Raw genomic sequence first — 850 nt, 5'->3', positions numbered from 1 at the left:
AGAACCTGTTTAGAATCTATGGTATAATCTGTACAAAAAAGGATATTTTTTATGATACATAATTATACAAGTAACGTTTCACGTGAACAGTTTGAACTCATTCGAGAAGATTTGGAAAACGCACGTAAAAGGACGCGTCCACGCACAGTTGATTTATATGAGGTATTCTGCGGTGTACTATACGTGCTTACCACAGGCTGCCAATGGCGCAATCTACCAAGTGACTTCCCAAACTGGCAAACGGTGTATTTCTACTATCAGATTTGGCGGAAAATAAACGAGAATGGCATAAGTCTTCTCGAAAAAGTGCATAAAAAAATTAGTTGAAGCCTATCGTGAGCAAGATGGACGTAAGAATCAAACAAGTTTCTGCATCGTAGATGCACAAAGCGTGAAAAACACATGGATAGCTGGTGAAAAGGGTTATGATGCTGGAAAGAAAGTGTCAGGAATCAAACGACATATCGCTGTAGATACGAACGGTCTCATTCATGCAATTGATGTAACAACTGCGAACATAACAGACCGAGAGGGTGCCATCCAAATGTGTGAAAGGCACAAGGAAACATTGGAAAAAGTGACAAATATACTTTGTGATGGTGGATATACAGGGCCATCCTTTGCGCAATCCATAAAAGAAACGATTGATTGTTCAGTTGAAATCATCAAACGCTCTGACCTTCACAAATTTGTCGTGTTACCAAAACGCTGGATTGTGGAACGCACCTTTGCCTGGTTGGAAAATTACCGTAGACTGTGGAAGAATTGTGAACGAACGCTTGAAAATAGTAGACAGAGTTGCTTATTGGCAGGTGTGGCAATTTTATTGAAAAGATTTTAAACAGGTTCT

The 850-nt window shown here is 39.6% G+C and carries 1 protein-coding gene; it reads left to right on the top strand.

The window, feature by feature from the left end; all coding sequences use genetic code 11:
• The first annotated feature begins 51 nt into the window (after positions 1-51).
• Positions 52-841 (top strand): IS5 family transposase gene (locus PDL00_RS34685; RefSeq protein ID WP_442868358.1). Its coding sequence is split into 2 segments (ribosomal slippage): positions 52-309 and positions 311-841, totalling 789 coding nucleotides; the frame shifts between segments, so codons are not numbered across the junction.
• The last annotated feature ends 9 nt before the right edge of the window (positions 842-850 follow it).

The sequence above is a fragment of the Bacillus cereus group sp. TH152-1LC genome (genome assembly GCF_027710505.1).
GTDB classification, from domain to species: Bacteria; Bacillota; Bacilli; order Bacillales; family Bacillaceae_G; genus Bacillus_A; species Bacillus_A mobilis.
This window is presented reverse-complemented; position numbering and strand designations above follow the sequence as displayed.